The sequence below is a fragment of the Exiguobacterium sp. s6 genome (assembly GCF_018618155.1).
GTDB lineage: Bacteria > Bacillota > Bacilli > Exiguobacteriales > Exiguobacteriaceae > Exiguobacterium > Exiguobacterium mexicanum_A.
In genome coordinates this window covers 1,241,312-1,255,652 of sequence record NZ_JACSLN010000001.1, presented here as the reverse complement: position 1 = coordinate 1,255,652, position 14,341 = coordinate 1,241,312, and the positions used below count along the sequence as shown (strand labels likewise).

Sequence of the window (14,341 nt, the reverse complement as noted above, 5' to 3'; positions counted from 1 at the left end):
CCCTCCTTAAAACGCCGGGACGATTGAGCCGTTGAACGTCTCTTCGATGAACGTCCGGACCTCGTCCGAGTGATAGTACGACTTGAGCGTCGCGACGACTTCGTCATCCTTGTTATCGGTGCGGACGACGACGTAGTTCGGATACGGGTTGTCGACCGTGTCTTCGTGGAACAAGGCGTCCTCATTGATCGACAGGCCGGCACCCATCGCGAAGTTCGTGTTGATGGCCGCGAGTGCGACTTCCGGGAGCTGGGTCGGGAGCTGAGACGCCTCGAGCTCGATGAATTCGAGGTTGAGCGGGTTTTCAGCGATGTCGCGTTTCGTCGCCTTGTCCGTCAAGCCTTCCTTCAGCGTGATGAGGCCCGCTGTCTCATAGAGACGGAGTGCGCGCAGCTCGTTCGCCGGGTCGTTCGGGACGGCGACCTTGTCGCCTTCTTTCAAGTCCTCAATGTCGGTCAACTTTTCCGAGTAAAGACCCATTGGGAACGCGACGGTCTTGAACACATCGTCGATCTTATAGCCTTTGTCGGACTTTTGCAGTTCAAGGAATGAGAGCGTCTGATAACTGTTCACGTCGAGACTGCCCTCGGCGAGCGCCGTGTTCGGGGTGTTATAGTCGTTGAACACTTTGATGTCGAGCTCGAGGCCGTCCTCGGCCGCGAGTTCTTTCACTTTTTCGGCGATTTGTTGGTGTGGACCGCCCGTGACGCCGATCGTGAGCGACTCCGTGCTGAGCGATTCGCTCGCGTCCGATTGACCGCACGCCGAGAGTGCGATGGCGGCGAGTAGTGAAGTTCCTGCGAGTGCTGTTTTCTGTTTGATGTTCATCTGTTTTTCCTCCTCCAAAATGAAAGCCCGCTACTCATGAAGAGTGGCGGGCACGACAAGACAAAGTCGGACACGCTCATCTCCCAGACGTTCCGTCTGTTGGAATTAGCACCATGATCATAATGATCTGGTTGCCGGGTTTCATAGGGCCAGTCCCTCCACCACTCTTGATAAGCAATCGGTCTATTTAATTGTTATCATCTTACTTTCAATTCTTTTATTTGTAAATAGAAAATTGCAAATTTTCAAATATTATTTTCAGAAAGTCTTTATCGAGCGGCTTTGGCAACTGTTGCAGCTCGGTCTCCGTCATGACGGAGTCGACCAATACCGGGATGTCGCTCGACCCGACCCCGAGCGTCTCGAGCGTCGTCGGGGCACCGAACTCGCTTAGCCAAGCCTCCAAATACGGGGTATCGGCCGAGCGCCGCAACCGCTCTTGGACGATCAGGCCGAAGCCGACCTTGTCCCCGTGTAAGAAACGGTGCGTCGACTCGAAGCGACTGAGAGCGTTATGGACCGCATGGCCCACGGCGACCCGTGTCCCGGCGTCACCAAATCCTCCGACGGCACCTCCGATGGCGAGCACGTGATCGACAGCGAAGCGGACGTCGTCACTATACGACTCAAAAGCGTGCTCGCTCAAATCAAGTTCGACGAGACGCCCGCACTGCTGGGCCAAGACGAGCCCGGTGTTGACGCCCGCGTCGACCGAGCTGTCACCGCTCAAGTAACGGGCCTCGTAAAACTTCGCGACCGTGTCGATGACACCGGCTCGGAAGTATTCATATGGAGAGCGCGAGATGACCCGCGAGTCAACGATGACCCGTTCGATGACGACGCGGAACATGTCGTAGCGGTCGTAGCTCCCGTCCTCCCGATAGACGACGCTGAGAGGCGTGAACGCCGCACAGTTCGAGGCGAGTGTCGGGACGATGATGAGCGGCACGTTCTGTTGATAGGCGACGAGTTTGGCCGTGTCGACGAGCTTCCCGCCCCCGATGGCGATGAGGACATCGACGTCTTCAAAAATCAGCCGTTCGACTTCCTTGTCCGTACACTCCCCACGGAACGTCGTGGCCGGATAGTCCGTGATGGATGGATGAACGGCCCGCACGACTTCGTACCCGTTCTGACCGCGCAGGACGTGGGCACGTCGGCCGTCGACTAAGTCATCAAGACGGTCGAGCGCGTCATCGGCGTGGTCATATTCAAGGACGGCCTGACGAATCATGCCCGCACCTCCTCATAGGCGGCAAACAACCGCTCGATTCGTTCGACGGCCTCATCGATTTTCGGCTCGGGCGAGACGAGTCCGAAGCGGACGTATCCGTTCCCTTCTGAACCGAAGAAATAGCCCGGTGTGACGGCGACTCCTGCCTCGTACAATAACTTACGCGAGAACGATTTGGCATCGCCCTCGGGCACTTTCGCCCAGACGAAGAACGAACCCTCCGGCGGCTCGACGGCCCACCCGGCCCGGTTCAACCCATCGATCAGGCGATCGCGTCGCGCCTCATAGAGTCGGGCCAAATCGTCCCGGATAGAGCGTGGGGCCTCGAGCGCGGCGACAGCCGCCGCCTGGATGGCCGAGAACACGCTGACGTGGACGTGATCCTGGTACGTATTGATCGCCTCGATGATGTCTGCGTTCCCGATGGCAAAGGCGACGCGCCAACCGGACATGTTGAACGCCTTCGACATCGTATATACCTCGATGCCGACGTCTTTCGCCCCCTCTGCCTGCAGAAAGCTCGGCGGGACATGTCCATCAAACCCGATGCTGCCATACGCGAAGTCATGGACGACCATCAAGTCCCGCTCCTGGGCGAACCGAACGGTGTCATCAAAGAAGGCTGGTGTGGCCACGGCCCCCGTTGGATTGCTCGGATAGTTCAAATACATGAGTTTCGCCCCTTCCGTATCGAGCGTCTCATAGTCAGGGAGGAAACCGTGCTCCTCGCGTAAGATGAGATCACGGACGACGGCACCGGCGAGTCGTGCCCCGGAGATGTAGTCGGGATAGCCGGGGTTCGGCAGCAAGATCCCGTCCCCTGGCTCGAGCACACATTGCGGCAACGTGATGAGTCCGGACTTGGAACCGATGAGGATCGCGACTTCCGTCTCGGGATCGACTTCGACGCCGTACTCATTCAAGTAAAACGTCGCCACCGCTTGTTTCAGACGGGCCTGACCGCGGAACGGACCGTATTGATGGGTCGAGGCATCAAGGAGCGCCGTCTGAAGTGCGTCGCAGATCGGGGCGGGCGTCGGCAAATCCGGCGTCCCTTGACCGAGTCGGATGATATCGCGACCGGCCTGTTCAAGTGCTGCGACTTCATCGGCGAGTCCGACAAAATGTTGGGGTGGTAAAGTTTTAAGTAAGTGTGAGCGTCTGTCTGTCATGAATAGTCCTCCTATGCAAAAAAACACCCCTTTCCGCGGAAAGGGGTGTCGAGATACGGACGTATTCAAACAACCACCTTTCCATCTCTCAAGGTCACCTTGCTGGAATTAGCACAGTATTGGAACAATCTGTTGCTGAAGCTTCATCGGGCCAGTCCCTCCGCTTCTCTTGATAGAAAGTGTTTTTATATGCGATTTGTCTTTTTGTAATATGTCACTTAGTTAACCAAACGTTACCAATCTTGTCAATCCTTTTTCGAAAATGGGTGTGGCCTATTGAATCCCGATAAAAAAAAGGTCATAGTACAAAGTGAACACTATTCTACAAAATTTAAAAGATGAGGGGATGGACCTTTGGAATTAAATCGTCAATTAATTTGGAAGTTGAGCGTGATCGGATTGATTCTGCTCGTCCTATGGAAAGTCATCAGTGAACCGGACACGATTTCTAGTGTGTTGCACTACACGTTCCAGTTGCTGACGCCGATTATCATGGGAATTGCCATCGCGCTGCTCCTGAATACCGTCCTGTCCTATATAGAAGAACGGTTTCAATTAAAACGCTATCAAGGTTTGCTGATCGTTTATATCGTCTTCATCGGGATTCTTGTCATCTCCGCTGTGACATTGTTCCCGCGCATCTACTCGAGTGTGGCCTCACTCATCGAAGAGCTCCCGTTCTACATCCGACAGATTGACGGGTTCCTCGCCCAGTTGAACACGTACTTGAAAGAGTACAACGCGACGATCGCCCAAGCCATCGATTTCAGCCGCTTCGAGGAACGTTACTCGGGCTGGGTCGAGACCGCCGTCTTGTCGTCGGTCAGCTACGTGTCGAGCTTCACGATGACGCTCATCAATTTCTTGATTGGGATCGTCATCTCAATCTATCTGTTAAAAGACAAAGAGGTTTTTGCCCGCATGTTCAAGCGGCTGTTGTATGCGATGTTCCCGGTCGCGTCGGCTAAGACGACGATCGACATCTTTCAAGAGATGGATTACATCTTCAAACGCTATATCATCGGGAAGTCGATCGACTGCCTCATCATCGGGGTGTTGGCCGTCGCCGGTCTGTTGATCATCGGGGCACCTTACGCGCTTCTACTCGGCGTCATCGTCGGCGTCTTGAATTTTATCCCGTACGTCGGTCCGCTGCTCGGGATGATTCCGGCGTTCATCATCACCTACTTCTATGACCCGTTCACGGCGCTCATCGTCCTCTTGTTCATCTTCTTGTTGCAACAGTTCGACGGACTTTGGCTCGGCCCGAAGATTCTCGGCGACAGCGTCGGCATCACCCCATTTTGGGTCATCACCTCGATCATCATCGGGGGTAGCCTGTTCGGTCTCGTCGGGATGTTCATCAGTGTCCCGGTCACGGCGATGATTCAAGTCGTGTTCTCTCGGTTGATCGACTACCGGCTCAGCCGAAAGAATTTGAACGAATTATTATGACACATTGACGATTTATGTTGACACATTTCACGGAAATATCATAATCTTGAAGAGAAGACAGTCCAATGCAGAAAGGAGAGGTACCGATGTCAGTCATTCAACGCTCGCACGTCCAAGTTCATATTGACCGGCAGGCGCCTCTCCGTGATTTGAATCCGTGATGTCGCCTGCCTTCCGAGGCATGCCTAAGATCGTAGGGACGCGTATGCCTTTGTGCATGCTGCGTCCCTTTTCTTATTCTATCAACTAAAGCAGGTGACCTTAATGATTCAATCACTCAAACAGCTCGACCGTAACATTTGGATCCGCTTCCTCGGAGAGACGATCACCGGTGTCATGATGTTCATGATCGCACCGTTCCTCGTCCTCTACTATAGCGACAAGCTCGACAGTTATATCCAGGTCGGGGTCATCATGGCGACCGGACCGATCATGGCGCTCATCGGATCGGTCGTCGGTGGACGGCTCGCAGACCTCTATGGCCGCAAACCGATCATGATGGCTGCCATTCTCGGCGACGCCCTCGCCCTCGTCGGTTTCGCCTTCGCCGAAACGTTTTGGCCGCTCCTTCTCTTGAACGCCATGCTCGGTTTGACGAACTCATTGTTCCACCCGGCCGCAAGCGCGATGGTAGCCGATGTGACCGAGCCCGAACAGATGAACGAGGCGTTCGGTCTGTTGCGGATGGGGCACAATATCGGGGCTGCATTCGGCCCGCTCCTCGGGAGTGCCGTCCTCTTTATCGACCGGCAGTATATCTTCTACTCGGCCGCTCTCGTCTTCGTCTTGTACGCACTCGTCCTCGGTCGCTTCATCCGGGAGTCGCTCCCAGAGACGACCGATGTCGACACGCCGTCGAACCGGGATGTCCTGCGCGTGTTCTACAATGACAAGGTGTTCCTCGTGTTCATCTTTGCCGGTGTCTTCATCTCGATGGGCTTCTCGCTCATCGAGAGCATGCTGCCCCTCTTCTTGAGAGAGTCGATGCCATCGTTCACCGATCGTGAGAACCCGTTCGCCTATATGCTCGCCTTGAACGGCATCATGGTCGTGTTGTTCCAGTTCCCGATCGCTTCGAAACTCGGCCGCAAGCCGTTCGGCAACGTCATGCTCGCCGGGGCGACCATCTTCGGGGTCGGCATGATTCTGATCGCCGTCATGCCGCGTCTCCTCTATTCACTCGGGACACCGTACCTCGTTCTCGTCAGCGTCTTGCTCGCGGTGTACGCCTTCTATACGCTCGGCGAGATGATCATGTCCCCGGTCCAACAGACGTTCATCGCCTTGATCGCTCCGGAGAATATGCGCGGTGCCTACAACGGGGCCGCCAGCATCCAATGGTTGATTGGTGGGGTGACCGCACCGATCATGGCAAGCTTGTTCTTCGACCAACGCGCCGGACATATCGCGTTGATCCTCGTCGGGACGGCCAGCTGCGTGTCGGGACTCATCTATTGGCAACTTGGACGCCGCGTCAGCGCAGCCGAAGCGAAACAAAAGACAGCTTGACTTATAAAACCACACTGAACCTAGTCGTTTAGTGTGGTTTTTGATTTCGTTCGAATATCATTAAATTTTGAATTTTTCATTCGTTTATTCTTTACAAACATAATGATTCTTTTTTATGATGATACGGTTAAGGAGGGATCTTTCATGGAAAGGATCGATAAACAGAAAATTGTGGACAGCGTGCCACAAAAAGGTTTTTTCGGACAGCCTAAAGGCTTGTTCACGCTATTCTTCACTGAGTTTTGGGAACGGTTCTCGTATTACGGGATGCGCGCCATCCTCGTGTTCTACATGTACTACGAGGTATCTGAGGGCGGTCTCGGTCTCGACCAGAATGTCGCCTTGTCAATCATGTCGGTATACGGCGCACTCGTCTACATGTCGGGGGTCATTGGGGGATGGCTCGCCGACCGTGTCTTCGGGACGTCTCGGGCCGTCTTCTTCGGCGGCGTGTTCATCATGCTCGGTCATATCGTCTTGTCGATTCCAGGCAGCCTGACGTTCTTGTTCATCTCGATGGCACTGATTGTCATCGGTACGGGCTTGTTGAAACCGAACGTTTCAAGCATCGTCGGTGACCTGTATCACGAGACGGACCGTCGTCGTGACGCCGGGTTCAGCATCTTCTATATGGGGATCAACCTCGGTGCCTTCATTTCACCTTTGATTGTCGGTGGAGTCCAAAAGAGCTACGGCTTCCATTGGGGCTTCGCACTCGCCGCGGTCGGGATGTTCATCGGTCTCGTCGTCTTCCTCGTCACGAAGAAAGGCAACCTCGGTCTTGCCGGTTCATATGTGCCGAACCCGTTGACGCCGTCTGAGAAGAAAAACGCGATCAAGTATACGACGATCGCGGTCGTCCTCATCGGGGGCCTGTTGGCCGTGCTCATCCCGCAAGGTTTGTTCACGATCAACACGTTCATCGGCCTCGTCGGTGTGTTCGGGATCGCCATTCCGACGATTTACTTCATTATCATGTATCGCAGTCCGAAAACGACGGAAGTCGAACGGTCACGAATCATCGCCTACATCCCGCTCTTCATCGCCTCGGTCATGTTCTGGGCGATTCAAGAGCAAGGCGCAACGATTTTGGCCAGTTATGCGGATAAGCGGACCGACCTTGAATTTTTAGGGTTCACGCTGTCACCGGCCTGGTTCCAGTCGCTCAACCCGTTGTTCATCATCATGCTCGCTCCGGTGTTCGCATGGCTTTGGGTCCGACTCGGTGACCGTGAGCCGAGCATCCCGACGAAGTTCGCCTTCGGGATTTTGTTCGCAGGGTTAAGTTTCTTGGTGATCTTGCTCCCGGCCTACTTCGGTGGCCCGGACACGCTCGTCAATCCGCTCTGGCTCGTCCTCAGTTACTTCATCGTCGTGCTCGGTGAGCTCAGCCTGTCGCCGGTCGGTCTGTCGGCGACGACGAAACTCGCCCCGGCCGCCTTCTCGGCCCAGACGATGTCACTCTGGTTCTTGTCGAACGCGGCGGCACAAGGGATTAACGCCCAGCTCGTTCGTTTCTATTCACCAGAGAACGAGATGCTCTACTTCGGGATTATCGGTGGAGCAGCAATCGTACTCAGTATGATTTTGTTCGCTCTCGCACCGGTCATCAAAAAGTATATGCGCGGGATTCATTAAGCGTAAAAGCCCATTCCTCGGCCGAGGAATGGGCTTTTGTATACGTTGCTTATTTACGGACTTGGATGAGCGACAAGTAGCGGTCGATCAAGTCATGGTTGAAGTAATCATGGAACCGGTCCGACTTGAGCGATTGAATCGACTCATGGAACGTCGCCGGGAGTGACGAGATGCCTTGGCTTTCAATCTGCTTCGCCGAGTACTCGAACAAGTCGTCCTCGTTCGGTGCCGACGGCTCGAGCTGTTGCTCGATGCCCTCGAGTCCGGCATAAATCAATGCCGCAAGCGCGAAGTACGGGTTCGCACTCGGGTCTGGGTTACGGACTTCGACGCGCGTCGCGCTTCCGCGGGACGCCGGAATCCGAATCATCGAACTGCGGTTCGACGGGCTCCAACAGATGTTGACCGGTGCCTCGAAACCTGGCACGAGACGCTCGTACGACTCTGGGAGCGGGTTCGTGAAGATGGCCGTCGCGCGGGCATGCTTCAGAATCCCTTCGATGAAGTGACGGGCCGTGAGCGATAGACCGTAATCCGACTCCGGCTCTTCGAATGCGTTCACCGTCGGGTTGCCGTCCTTGTCGTTCTTCCAAACCGAGATGTTGAGGTGCATACCCGAACCGTTCACGTCGCGGAGCGGTTTCGGCAAGAACGACACTTTCGCGTTTTTCTCTTGGGCTGCCAACGTGACGATTTCTTTGAAGAACTGGATGTTGTCGGCCGTATGCAACGCGTCATCGTACTTGATGCCGATCTCGTGCTGGGCCGGTGCCACTTCATGGTGGACCGCTTCGATGTTGAAGCCGACATCGCTCAACCGGTTGGCGATATGTTGACGTACCTCATAGCCTTTGTCTTCCGAACGTGTCGAGAAGTATCCGGCCTCGTCATAGAACTCTCCGTTTTCGTCGAAGATAAAGAATTCCGGCTCGGCGCCGACGAAGATCGAGTATCCGTCACGAGCAGCGCGCTCGAGGGCATCCTTCAAGACGTTGCGCGGGTCGAACTCATACCGTTCCCCGTCTGGCGTGCAGACGTCACAGAAGAACGCGAGGATGCTCTCGTCCCCGTCCTGTTCGTAGCGTGGACGATCTAAATCCGGTCTCAAGAATAGGTCTGAGTTTTTGATGGAAGAAAAACCAGCGATGGATGAACCGTCAAACATCGTCTTCCCTTCAAAAACTTCCGGCAACAATTTTGCAGAGAGAGTCAATAGCTTCAAGTCTCCAAGCACGTCGGAGAAGTACATATGGATCTGAGTGATCCCTTTCTCCTGAACCGTTTTTTCAATCTCTTCTTGCTTCTTCCTGTTGCCATCCTTGTCAGTTCCGAATAGATTAGCCATGATTCTAAAAAACCTCACTTAAGTTATTTGACAGATCAACACTGTCATGACGTACCTTGCGTACGCTTCTCCTTAAGTCATAACCCACTTTAAAAAATGTTAAACCCCTAATTTGAAACATCGGGCTGAAAGTGGCTCATTCCGCCGTCGCTTGTTATGATGGGGAGAGACTGAAAAGAGAGGAAGAACGCTGTGAACATTTTTATGACCGGTGCGACCGGATTTTTAGGAGGGCGGCTCGCCCGCGAGTTGATTCATCGAGGCCACACGTTATGTGTCCTCGCCCGCACGCCTGAAAAAGTGGAGGCGATGTTCTCGAAGGACGAACGCCGCTCGATGACAGTGCTGGCTGGGGATTTGACCGCCCCGTTCCTTGGAGCGGACGATGAGTTTATCAAAAAACATGAGCGGAGCTTCGACTTGGTACTCCACATGGCCGCGCTCGTCAAATTCGACGAGGAGCTCCGCGATGAGCTGTTCGAGACGAACTTGACGGGGACTCAGCAATCGCTCAACCTCGCGAAAGCTTTGCACTGCCCCCGCTTCTTCCACGTCAGTACGGCGTATACGCTCGGCGCACGCGAGAACGGAGATGAGACGTTGTATGCGACCGATCAAACGTTCCATAACCCGTACGAGGAGAGCAAGGCCCATGCCGAACAAGCCGTTTGGGAAGCCCGGCATGACCTGGCCGTCTCCATTTTCCGGCCCGCCATCATCGTCGGTGACTCGAAGACCGGCGAAGCCGATTCGAAGTTCACGATGTACGGCTATATGCGGGCCCTGGAAGTGTTCAAGCGTCGACTCGAACGCAAAGGCGCGCCTGTCGGTCCGATCCGACTTCTCGGCTCTGAGACGGGCACGTCGAACCTCGTCCCGGTCGACTATGTCGCCGACGTGCTACTCGCGGCCATCGAACACGCCAAGCCGGATACCATCTATAACGTGACGAACGATGCCCCGCCGCGCAACGAGACGATGCTCGAATATATGAAGCAGGCGCTCGAGTTCCCGCATTTGAAAATCACCGAGACGGCGACGTCCTCGTTGAGCAACGTCGAGCAGACGTTCAACGAGATGGTAAAAGTATTCAACCCGTACTTGAACCGCAACATCTCATTCCAGGATGCGAACACGAAACGCCTGTTGCAGGACGCCGGGTTCAAACCGCTCGATTTGAATGAGCGCTCGCTGCGCCGGATCGTGAACGCCTATTACGAGACGAAATGACAACAGCCGGGACTGATCCGTATCAGTTCCGGCTGTTTTTATGATTTGTCGCAAACAAGGACGATCTTCCCGGCTTGGATTTCACTTTCGAGTGACTCGACCATCTCTTTCGTCAAACCGAGGCTCTCGAGCTGATCGATGCGGTCATCCGAGTTTTTCGTGAACTTCGACATGAGTGATTCCCACAATCCTTTTTCAGTGATGCGGTATGGTTGTACACCTGCTTCTGCGGCAAGACGCACCGTCAATTCTTCATCTTTGGCAAATAAGTAAATGTTCTCGTTGACACATCCGCCTGACACCATTCCATTCACTTCATGATCGACCGAGGTCATATCCCGCACGATTCTTGTTTCTAACATATTCATCCTCCTAAACGTCCGCTGTTCTAAAATCGAATAATATACTATTCCCGAAAAATGAGTCGTAAAACCCATTTTCCGTCAGCGATTTGAAAAAGAGGGACTCAAGAAAACGTGGCGGTCCAGTCATCGATTCCAAAATGATCGACGATGCCTTGGATTCGTGCCCGTTCCTCCGGTTCAGACGAGACCCCTTCACGGCTGAGACGGACGATATTGACCCCGGTCTGCCAATCGATCTTCCCCGCCCGATAACCGGCCTGTTGCAACAGGCCGGCGACGATCTCGAGCTTCTCGCGCTCCATCGATTTCAATGTATGGCTCACTCTCACATGCGACACTCCTTCCCGTTCCAAGCCGTATTGTATCATAGGGACGGCAGACAGGTGCGACAGCGATTTCAATGATGCTATACTACTTATAATGAGACAAGGAGTGATGTAGATGCCGAGACAGGATATGAATACGATCATGCTCGACTATATGAATGAGAAAGAGGATTACGAGGCGTTCGCCGCCAAACTGAAGTCGCTTCTCAGTGAACTATTGAATGACGCCGGGATTCAGTTCCACTCGATCGTCGCCCGGGCCAAGGAAGCGGAGAGTCTATATGCCAAACTGTCCCGCAAACCGTACCAATACCGGTCATTGCGCGACGTCCAAGACTTGGCGGGGATTCGGATCGTGACATATTTCCATGACGACGTCCGGGCCGTGGCCCAAATCCTTGAGGACGAGTTCCGAATCGACCGTGAACAGTCGATTGATAAATCCACCCTGCTCGACCCGAACGAGTTCGGCTACCTCTCGGTCCATTACGTCGTCGGTTTGAGTGACAAGCGGCTCGCTCTCGGGGAGTATCGCCGCTTCGAGGAGAAAGAGGCCGAGATTCAAGTCCGGTCCATCTTGCAACACGCCTGGGCCGAGATTGAGCACGACCTAGGTTATAAAAACCCGAACGCCGTCCCGCCGGAGATCAAACGCAGCTTCAGCCGTGTCGCGGGACTGCTCGAAATCGCTGATTCCGAGTTCGTCAACATCCGCAAGCAGCTGCGGACGTTCGAGCAGGAGACGGTCGAACGGATTGTCGAGTCACCGGACAAAGTGAGCATCACCCGGGACAACTTGAACTATTATATCGCCAATGACGTCACTGTCGAGAAGCTTGATAATGCCATCTTCCAGAGCGACTGGTTGCTCGACACCGACCTGTCGACGATCATCGAACTGACGCGGATGTTCCATTATGCCGAGATTCGCACGTTCCAGGACTTGAGTGACACACTCGATCGTTACTTCAACCGGGCCATCCAATGTGCGACGCTCTTACCGTCGTCATTATTGCCGCGGCAAGGGATGGGTGTCGTTTACGCAGTCCTTGCCAAGCTGCTCGCCGAAGGGGATGACCAGCAGATCGAGTTCTTCTTCCGCCGCTTCTATCCGGACTTGAAACATTACGATGAAGTCATCCAAGAACTTCGCATCCGTGAAGAGCCATCATAACTTTACAGACTTCATGTTTTTGTTGTAGAATGTTTTTATGTTCTGAAATATATGCAAATAATGATATTTACCTAGGAGGTACGCTTGAGGATGACAACGCCTGTACAAACAGCATCCCGCCGTCAGCTCGTCGCTGATGCTGAGCGAGGGATTCGCATGAACTATCGCGGAGTGAAGAAAAACCTCCGGTCGATGTTCTCACAATACTTGACGCGCAACGAATTCTTCATCCTTCGTTCGCTTTGTCAAAATAGTCCTCAAATCGCCTCGGCCTTATCGAACGAGTTTCAGTTCTCGGCTTCGATGATCACGGCCCTCGCAGATGAGCTCACGAAAAAAGGGTTGATCTCACGCGAACGTAGCGAACGCGACCGTCGCGTCGTCGAGTTACAGGCGACCGATGAAGGTCGTGCCTTGTTCGAGACGTTAGAAGATATGAAAATCGAGTACTTGATGGACGTGTTCGAAGACTTTTCAGATGACGAATTGATTCTTCTGTCCAAATTGCTTGATCGAATGGACGCATAAAAACGACTGGGCCCGATTCATTTCGGCCGCAGTCGTTTTTCTTGTGTCGTCCTACAAACGAAAAACCCTCGATCAGTGCAGTTGCCTTGATCGAGGGTTTTTCGTTTATGCTTTGGCGATTGCCGTGACGACGATCCGGTCACGATATCCGTGTTCCGGGTCATACGGACCCGCACATGTGATGAGCTGAAGCCGTGTCGCTTGGGTCGCCGCAAAGATCGAGGCGAGCGGAACGTCTTCGAGTCGGTACCGTTCGACGGAGACGACTTCATATTCGATCACCTTTTTGCTACGCTGGAGCGTCACCGATTCTCCGAGGCGCAGTTCGCCAAGGTTTGCGAAGATGGCCGGTCCGCGAAGGTCATCGAGATGACCGGATAGTACGACGTTACCCGTCGCACCCGCTTTGGCCCCGTAACGATACCATCCGACCTCATCAGCGTCTGTCGGCGTATCCATCCGGTCGAGTCGGTCTTTCCCGACCGGTTGGATGACGGCATCGACATCAATTGACGGAATCTTCAGTCGTTTTGGGACGAACGTATCTGTGTGAAAAGATTGACGATCGATCTCGGTCGCTGACAGGACGAGCGGGTCGGCGAAACCGACGGTCGTCAGTTTCGAGTCCGCGTCCGGTGCGTCCGCGCCCGGTGCGATCATAAGGAACGATAGCGTTCCAATCAAGAGAAGCTTAAGCGTCTTGCTTCTGACGACGAAAGACGTAGAAGCCAGCTGCTGCTGCACCAAGGACCGCTGCTGCGAGCAACCAGTTCATTGATGCTGTCTGAGCGAGACCGCCTTGTCCTGTTTCTGGAGCTCCGGCCATTTCACCGCCGTCTGCTGCAAGGAGGACTTCAAACGCTGGTTCGCCTTCAAGGAGTCCGATGGCGAACGCCGTATAGTTTTTACCGCCTTCGAGGGCAACACCGTCAAGTGCCTTCACGACGTCAGTCGCGCCGGCCGGACGAACTTCGAGGTCATACGTGCCAGCGTCGAGTGTGCCATAGTCGCTGACTGCTTTGAACTCAAGGTTCGAGAAGAGCGGGTCGCCACCTTTAGGGGCTACATCGACTGCCGGTGCGTCAGGTGAGAAGTGAGCGACACGGACTTTCGATTTACCGTCTTCAAAGTTCGCATCGTCTTCCATTGCCGCGATCTCGATGTTTTCAAGTTGGCCGATTGCTGCCGCTGTGTAGAACTTGCCTGCTTCGATCGAGAGGTCTGCCGCAACGACGACCGTCTCGGCATCACCTGCCGGCTTGATCTCAACATTGTAATCTCCAGCCGGGAGTGTCAAATAGTCGGTGAGCGCTTTGAACTCTGCGCCTTCGACTGCGACTTCACCGTTGACGTAGACATCTACCGCCGGTGCATCAGGTGAAGCATGGAGTACACGTACCATCGCGTTCTCGTGTCCATCCGCACTGACCGGTACGATGAGTGCGAACGCCAAGGCGAGTGTACCAAGTAAAGACATCAATTTCTTCATGTGAAATTTCCTCCTTTTTCTGCTTGGGTTGACCGATTGACTGCGTAC

Annotated in this window: 14 protein-coding genes and 2 riboswitches; of the genes, 6 read left to right on the top strand and 8 right to left on the bottom strand. The window is 54.2% G+C overall.

The window, feature by feature from the left end:
- Nucleotides 1-6: 6 nt before the first annotated feature.
- From KNP75_RS06485 to KNP75_RS06475, 3 genes are all read right to left on the bottom strand, one after another.
- Nucleotides 7-828, bottom strand: a complete 822-nt coding sequence (locus KNP75_RS06485) for a MetQ/NlpA family ABC transporter substrate-binding protein (RefSeq protein ID WP_215190059.1) — start codon at nt 826-828, stop codon at nt 7-9.
- A gap of 73 nt (nt 829-901) precedes the next feature.
- Nucleotides 902-1,005, bottom strand: a riboswitch (SAM riboswitch).
- Between the two features lie 40 nt (nt 1,006-1,045).
- Nucleotides 1,046-2,062, bottom strand: a complete 1,017-nt coding sequence (locus tag KNP75_RS06480; RefSeq protein WP_215190058.1) for an iron-containing alcohol dehydrogenase family protein — start codon at nt 2,060-2,062, stop codon at nt 1,046-1,048.
- Nucleotides 2,059-3,234, bottom strand: coding sequence for an aminotransferase class I/II-fold pyridoxal phosphate-dependent enzyme (locus tag KNP75_RS06475; protein ID WP_215190057.1), 1,176 nt, complete (start codon nt 3,232-3,234; stop codon nt 2,059-2,061). Before KNP75_RS06475 ends, KNP75_RS06480 begins: the two co-directional genes overlap by 4 nt.
- Nucleotides 3,235-3,312: 78 nt before the next feature.
- Nucleotides 3,313-3,413: riboswitch (SAM riboswitch) on the bottom strand.
- A gap of 175 nt (nt 3,414-3,588) precedes the next feature.
- Here KNP75_RS06475 and KNP75_RS06470 point away from each other — a divergent pair.
- From KNP75_RS06470 to KNP75_RS06460, 3 genes are all read left to right on the top strand, one after another.
- The gene (locus KNP75_RS06470; RefSeq protein WP_034777652.1) at nt 3,589-4,689 is read left to right on the top strand and encodes an AI-2E family transporter; all 1,101 of its coding nucleotides are present in this window, start codon (nt 3,589-3,591) and stop codon (nt 4,687-4,689) included.
- A 264-nt stretch (nt 4,690-4,953) separates the two neighbouring features.
- The gene (locus KNP75_RS06465) at nt 4,954-6,198 is read left to right on the top strand and encodes an MDR family MFS transporter (protein ID WP_215190056.1); all 1,245 of its coding nucleotides are present in this window, start codon (nt 4,954-4,956) and stop codon (nt 6,196-6,198) included.
- A gap of 144 nt (nt 6,199-6,342) precedes the next feature.
- Nucleotides 6,343-7,836, top strand: coding sequence for a peptide MFS transporter (locus tag KNP75_RS06460; protein ID WP_131435096.1), 1,494 nt, complete (start codon nt 6,343-6,345; stop codon nt 7,834-7,836).
- Between the two features lie 49 nt (nt 7,837-7,885).
- On the opposite strand, the gene KNP75_RS06455 is transcribed toward KNP75_RS06460, so the two are convergent.
- Nucleotides 7,886-9,181 carry a glutamine synthetase family protein gene (locus KNP75_RS06455; RefSeq protein WP_215190055.1) on the bottom strand — a complete coding sequence of 432 codons (1,296 nt, stop codon included), beginning with the start codon at nt 9,179-9,181 and terminating at the stop codon, nt 7,886-7,888.
- 192 nt (nt 9,182-9,373) lie between these two features.
- On the opposite strand from KNP75_RS06455, the gene KNP75_RS06450 reads away from it, so the two are divergent.
- Nucleotides 9,374-10,411, top strand: a complete 1,038-nt coding sequence (locus KNP75_RS06450; protein ID WP_215190054.1) for an SDR family oxidoreductase — start codon at nt 9,374-9,376, stop codon at nt 10,409-10,411.
- Nucleotides 10,412-10,449: 38 nt separating this feature from the next.
- Here the strand turns inward: KNP75_RS06450 and KNP75_RS06445 are convergent, their stop codons facing one another.
- Nucleotides 10,450-10,773: a YflT domain-containing protein gene (locus tag KNP75_RS06445; protein WP_034777657.1), complete on the bottom strand. Its 324-nt coding sequence runs from the start codon at nt 10,771-10,773 to the stop codon at nt 10,450-10,452.
- A 104-nt stretch (nt 10,774-10,877) separates the two neighbouring features.
- On the bottom strand, nt 10,878-11,105 hold the full coding sequence (locus KNP75_RS06440) for a hypothetical protein (RefSeq protein WP_157964157.1): 228 nt from the start codon (nt 11,103-11,105) through the stop codon (nt 10,878-10,880).
- A gap of 112 nt (nt 11,106-11,217) precedes the next feature.
- Between KNP75_RS06440 and KNP75_RS06435 the strand changes: the two genes are divergently transcribed.
- The gene (locus tag KNP75_RS06435) at nt 11,218-12,276 is read left to right on the top strand and encodes a GTP pyrophosphokinase (RefSeq protein WP_200881484.1); all 1,059 of its coding nucleotides are present in this window, start codon (nt 11,218-11,220) and stop codon (nt 12,274-12,276) included.
- A gap of 90 nt (nt 12,277-12,366) precedes the next feature.
- Nucleotides 12,367-12,804: a MarR family winged helix-turn-helix transcriptional regulator gene (locus KNP75_RS06430; protein ID WP_215190053.1), complete on the top strand. Its 438-nt coding sequence runs from the start codon at nt 12,367-12,369 to the stop codon at nt 12,802-12,804.
- A 105-nt stretch (nt 12,805-12,909) separates the two neighbouring features.
- Here KNP75_RS06430 and KNP75_RS06425 read toward each other — a convergent pair whose 3' ends face one another.
- Nucleotides 12,910-13,548, bottom strand: a complete 639-nt coding sequence (locus tag KNP75_RS06425; RefSeq protein ID WP_353048154.1) for a class F sortase — start codon at nt 13,546-13,548, stop codon at nt 12,910-12,912.
- Nucleotides 13,496-14,293 carry a DUF4397 domain-containing protein gene (locus KNP75_RS06420; RefSeq protein WP_034777661.1) on the bottom strand — a complete coding sequence of 266 codons (798 nt, stop codon included), beginning with the start codon at nt 14,291-14,293 and terminating at the stop codon, nt 13,496-13,498. Before KNP75_RS06420 ends, KNP75_RS06425 begins: the two co-directional genes overlap by 53 nt.
- Nucleotides 14,294-14,341 lie beyond the last annotated feature (48 nt).

Excerpts from the sequence above, each read along its gene's own strand:
- KNP75_RS06485 (WP_215190059.1), bottom strand. The coding sequence starts at position 828 with ATGAACATCAAACAGAAAACAGCACTCGCAGGAACTTCACTACTCGCC.
- KNP75_RS06480 (WP_215190058.1), bottom strand. The coding sequence starts at position 2,062 with ATGATTCGTCAGGCCGTCCTTGAATATGACCACGCCGATGACGCGCTC.
- KNP75_RS06475 (WP_215190057.1), bottom strand. The coding sequence starts at position 3,234 with ATGACAGACAGACGCTCACACTTACTTAAAACTTTACCACCCCAACAT.
- KNP75_RS06465 (WP_215190056.1), top strand. The coding sequence starts at position 4,954 with ATGATTCAATCACTCAAACAGCTCGACCGTAACATTTGGATCCGCTTC.
- KNP75_RS06460 (WP_131435096.1), top strand. The coding sequence starts at position 6,343 with ATGGAAAGGATCGATAAACAGAAAATTGTGGACAGCGTGCCACAAAAA.
- KNP75_RS06455 (WP_215190055.1), bottom strand. The coding sequence starts at position 9,181 with ATGGCTAATCTATTCGGAACTGACAAGGATGGCAACAGGAAGAAGCAA.
- KNP75_RS06445 (WP_034777657.1), bottom strand. The coding sequence starts at position 10,773 with ATGTTAGAAACAAGAATCGTGCGGGATATGACCTCGGTCGATCATGAA.
- KNP75_RS06435 (WP_200881484.1), top strand. The coding sequence starts at position 11,218 with ATGCCGAGACAGGATATGAATACGATCATGCTCGACTATATGAATGAG.
- KNP75_RS06430 (WP_215190053.1), top strand. The coding sequence starts at position 12,367 with ATGACAACGCCTGTACAAACAGCATCCCGCCGTCAGCTCGTCGCTGAT.
- KNP75_RS06420 (WP_034777661.1), bottom strand. The coding sequence starts at position 14,293 with ATGAAGAAATTGATGTCTTTACTTGGTACACTCGCCTTGGCGTTCGCA.